Genomic DNA, 4601 nt, shown 5'->3' with positions numbered 1-4601 from the left:
CACCCGGGAAGGACTCCACCCCACCGGCCAACCGCGACAACGCCACCGCCACCCGACCATCGGGCAGCACCCGCACCCGCGGCCGGTACTCCAGCCCCGACTCCACCCGACGACCGGTCACGTACACGAACGTCCCCGACCCCGTCGGCGTCGACTCCAGCGTGAACGAGGTCCGCACGTCCACCTCGGTGGCCGACACCCCACCCAGATACGCCCCGGTGTTGTGACCGACCCCCGGCAACTCGAACGACGCCACACCCGGGCTCACCGACAACCGGCTGGCCCCGGCCCACGCCGTCCACGCACCACCGACGTCGGCGGTGCCCAGACCACCGGAGACGGTGCGCCCGAACGCATCACCGGCGACCACCGGAATCTCCGCCGGCGCGGTGACCTGGACCTGCCGCTTGGTGTTGCTGGACGCCCCGCTGTCGTCGGTGACCGTGAGGGTCACCGGATAGATGCCGGGCACCGCGTAGCCGTGCGTCGCGGTGGCCCCGGTCCCGGGAACTCCATCGCCGAAGTCCCACGCGAACCCGGTCACAGAGCCGTCCGGATCGACCGACATCGTCCCGTCCACCGAGACGGTGAGCCCGTCGGTGGTGGCGGTGAATGCCGCGACCGGCGCCGTGTTGGTGACCTGTCCTGCACCGACCGGCAGGACCTGGAAGGAGCTGACCCGGACCGCGGTGGCCGCCGTGGTGCTGGCCGGGCGGTGAGCCGTCAGCCCGACCGACCCGGCCGCCTGCAGGGCGGGAGTGGAGTCGGTGGCGGTCAGCTGCGGATCCTCCGGCTCCGGGGCGCCCTCGGCCCAGACGCGGCCGGTGATCGCCGTGCTGCCGGTGCCGGAGACCTCGACGCGGGCGAGGAGCGAGGTGCCCTCCGTCCAGGTCAGGCCGGGGACGAACACCTCACCGCCGGGGAACGCCTCGGTGCCACCGGTGAGCCGGGAGAGAGCCAACGCGACGCGGCCGTCGGCCAGGACGCGCACCCGCACCCGGTACTCCTCCCCCGAGGCGACCCGCCGGCCGGTGACGTACAGGTACGTGCCACCGCCCGTGGGCACCGTGGTCGGGGAGAACGAGGTCACGACGTCGGCGCTGGTCTGCGACACCGAGTCCAGGTAGGCGCCGGTGTTGTGCCGGACGCCTGGCAGCTCGAACGTCGCCGCCCCCGGGGTCACCGACAGCCGCGCCGAACCCGCCCAGGTGATCCACTCCCCGCCGACATCGGCGGTGCCCAGGCCCCCGGTGACAGTGCGTCCGAAGGTGTCCTTGGCAACCAGCTCGCTGCTCACCGGAGCGGTGACGACGACCAGTCGCTCGGCGACCGAGACCGCACCGTCGTCATCGGTGACGGCGAGCGTGACCCGGTACGAGCCCGGCGCGGGGTAGGTGTGCGTCGCGGCGGCGCCGGTACCGGTGGTGCCGTCACCGAACGACCACGCGTGGCCGGTGACGGTGCCGTCGACGTCCGTCGCCCCGGAGCCGTCGACCGTGAGCTCGAGGCCATCGGCCGTGGCCGTGAAGGCGGCCGACGGCGCCTGGTTCGGCGGAGCCGGGGCCACCGTGACCACGCGGGCCGCCGTCCGCGTCGCGCCACCGTCGTCGGTGACCGCCAGCGTGATCACGTAGCTGCCGGCCTCGGCGTAGCTGTGCATCGCGGTGGGACCGGTGGCGGTCGTGCCGTCGCCGAAGTCCCAGGTGTGACCGGTGACGGTGCCGTCGGCATCGACCGAGCCAGACCCGTCGAGGCCCACCGCCAGGTCGGTCACCGTGCTGGTGAAGCGGGCCAGCGGAGCCAGGTTCGAGCCGCCCGCGGCCCCGGCGTGCGCGGCGACCCGCTCGGCGCTCAGCGCCGTCTGGTACAGCGCCACCTCGTCGATCTCGCCGGTGAAGGTGCTAGCGCCGCCCATCGCGCGGTCGCTGCCGACGCGCAGGTAGCCGCTGTACGGCTGGGGCGAAAGGCCGCCGGAGCGGGAGGCGACCAGCTCGCCGTCGACGTACAGCGCCATGCCCTGGGAGTCGAGCGTGGCGGCGACGTGGTGCCACTGTCCGTCGTCGTAGGCCTCGCTGCTGGTAACCGTGACCGGCAGGTACCAGAACAGGAAGCGGGCGTTCACCCCGAAATTGAGCCGGCCCCCCTCGTCGACCCATACCTGGCGGTCATAGGTGGAGCTCGACCCGGTGCGGGCGTCGCCGAAGCCCATGACCCGGCCGGGGGAGGTGGTTCGGATCCACGCCTCCTGGGTGAAGGCACTCGGCGCGGCGGTGCGCGTGCCGGTGGCCAGCGTGGCCGACGCCGTCCCGTCGAAGGAGTACGCGGTGTCACCGGCGACGGCAGCCTCGGCGCCGGGCCGGACGCCCGCGCCCGCGGTCATCGGGTCGGCGCCGACGCTGTCGGCGGCGGTCGAGCCGGAGGCCTCGCCCAGCCGCCAGTGGGAGCGGGCACCATCGGCGCGGACCAGGTCCTGGTACGACGACGTCCCGGCACCGGCGCCCGGGGCCACGTCGACGGCCACCCAGTCGGTGGCGACGGAGTTGCCGAACGGGTCGGTGGCGGTGACCCGATAGCGCAGCGAGCCGCTGACCCCGGGGTCGGTCGCCGACAGCATGGGCCGGTCCCACCAGGTGCTGGTCGCGGTGGTCTCGGCGACGGGCGACTCCTCGCCTTCTCGGTACACGGCGTAGGTGAGGGTCGAGTTGTCCTGGTCGCTGGTCGCCCGCCAGGAGACGGTGACCTGGCCGGCGACCGGCGAGGTGGCGGTGGCGGTGAAGTCCTCGCCGCTGGGGCCCACCTGGTTGGGCGCGGTGTCCGGCATGGCGTAGCGGACCAGGCCCTGTTGCCCGACGCCGTTGACCCGCGGGAACTCGCCCGCGTACACGACGTACTCGCCGTCGCCGGTGACGTGCCAGCCGGCCTGCCCCTGCCCGGTGAACGTGCCGGGGGTCATGCTCGGGAACCAGTTCAGCAGCGCGCCCGCCGGCTGGCCGCTCAGGTTGCTGTTCTCGATCCAGTGCGAGCCGGTCACACCGGACGGCTCGACGGAGAACGCGACCCCGTACCGGTGGGTCCGCGGCTGCTGCTCCTCGAAGCCGCCGATGTTCTCGCAGTCGTGCGGGTGGCCGGTGACGTAGAGCGCCCCGTGCATGGGGTAGCTCGAGTAGCTGTCCCCACGGCAGTCGTTGATCGCGATGATCTCCCCGCCGTCGGCGGCCGCGGCGAACGAGCCCTCGAGGTTGCCGGGACCGTAGAAGTCGTAGGCGGTGCCGTAGACGACGTTCCCGTCGGTGGACAGGCTGTAGACGGCGGAGTTGATGCCCTGGTTGGTCAGCTCCTCGTTGATGGCGAACGGGCGGGTCTCCCCGCTGACCGGGTCGAGCGCGGTGACGCCGGTGGCCTTGGTGCCGTTCATGGAGTCGAACCGACCCCCGGCCACGACCTGGCCGTTCCCGGTGACGACCAGCGCCATCACCTGGTCGCTCGTGCCGCGGTTGCCGTCGGAGTTCCCCGACGTGGGTCCCACTCCGGGCTGCGGGGCCCAGGGCAGCAGCGAGCCGTCGGCCGCGGTCACCGCGGCCAGCCGGGACCGACTGACGCCGCCGACGGCAGTGATGCTGCCGCCGAGGTAGACGGTGTCGTCGGTGGCGGCGATGGCTCGCACCTGGCTGTTGACTGTCGGCTTCCAGTTGGCGACCAGCGTGCCGCTGGCGATGTCGAAGGCGGCCACCCGGCGGCGGACCTGGCCGTCGACCTCGGTGAAGTCACCGCCGACGTAGAGCCGAGAGCCATCCGGCGAGGCGGCGACCACCAGCACCTGACCGTTCAGGGTGGGTGCGAATGACTCGATCAGCTCGCCGGTGCGGATGTCGTACGCCAGCAGGTTCGAACGGGTGGTTTCCCGCTCACCTGGCGCGGCACCGGCCGGCCGGGCGCTGCTGAAGGAGCCACCGACGTAGACGGTGTTGCCGACGACGGCCTGGGACCAGGCCACGCCGTCGATCTGGGCGGTCGGCAACGCGTCGGCGGTCACCGTGGTCGGGTTGGCGGGGCCCACCACACCGGTGGGTGCGGAATCCGCGGCAGCCACCCCCGGCGGCAGCACCGCGAAGACGCCGACGCCCAACGCCGCGGCCATCACCCCGGCCAGGATCTTCTTCGGCGCAGCCGCCAACGATGCACTCATGCGTTCCCCCGTAGTGCTCGGCACCGGTCACACCCGTGACCGATCGATACCGAGAGTCACCCTGACACGACAGACCTCTATCGCCGATCGCCCGATCCGGTGACGCAGCGTGCTCATCCCCCCATCGGAGGCAACCGCGTGACGATGAGTGAGCGTCACGTCACGGTCCGCCCGTGAACGCGTCGCGGCTCGCCCACGGCTGTGCCGACGGGCCGGCGTGGACCGGGTCAGGCGGGGCCGCGCCGGGGCCGGCCGGCCGAACTCGGCCGGCCGGCCCCGGGTCAGTCGAGCGCGGTCACCGTGATCCCGCCGAACCGCACCGCGGTGGCCGCGGTGCTGCTGCCCGGCCGGTGCGCGGTCAGACCCACCGAACCGGCCACCTGCAGACCGGCGGTGTCATCGGTCCAGGTCATCG

1 protein-coding gene is annotated in these 4601 nt (G+C 73.0%); it reads right to left on the bottom strand.

Going from position 1 to position 4601, the window contains the following annotated elements:
- A partial coding sequence (locus ACI8AP_RS20870) for a PKD domain-containing protein (RefSeq protein WP_456591290.1) occupies positions 1-4186 on the bottom strand: 4186 nt, incomplete at its 3' end.
- Positions 4187-4601 lie beyond the last annotated feature (415 nt).

Source organism: Blastococcus sp. SYSU DS1021 (genome assembly GCF_054050995.1).
This window is presented reverse-complemented; position numbering and strand designations above follow the sequence as displayed.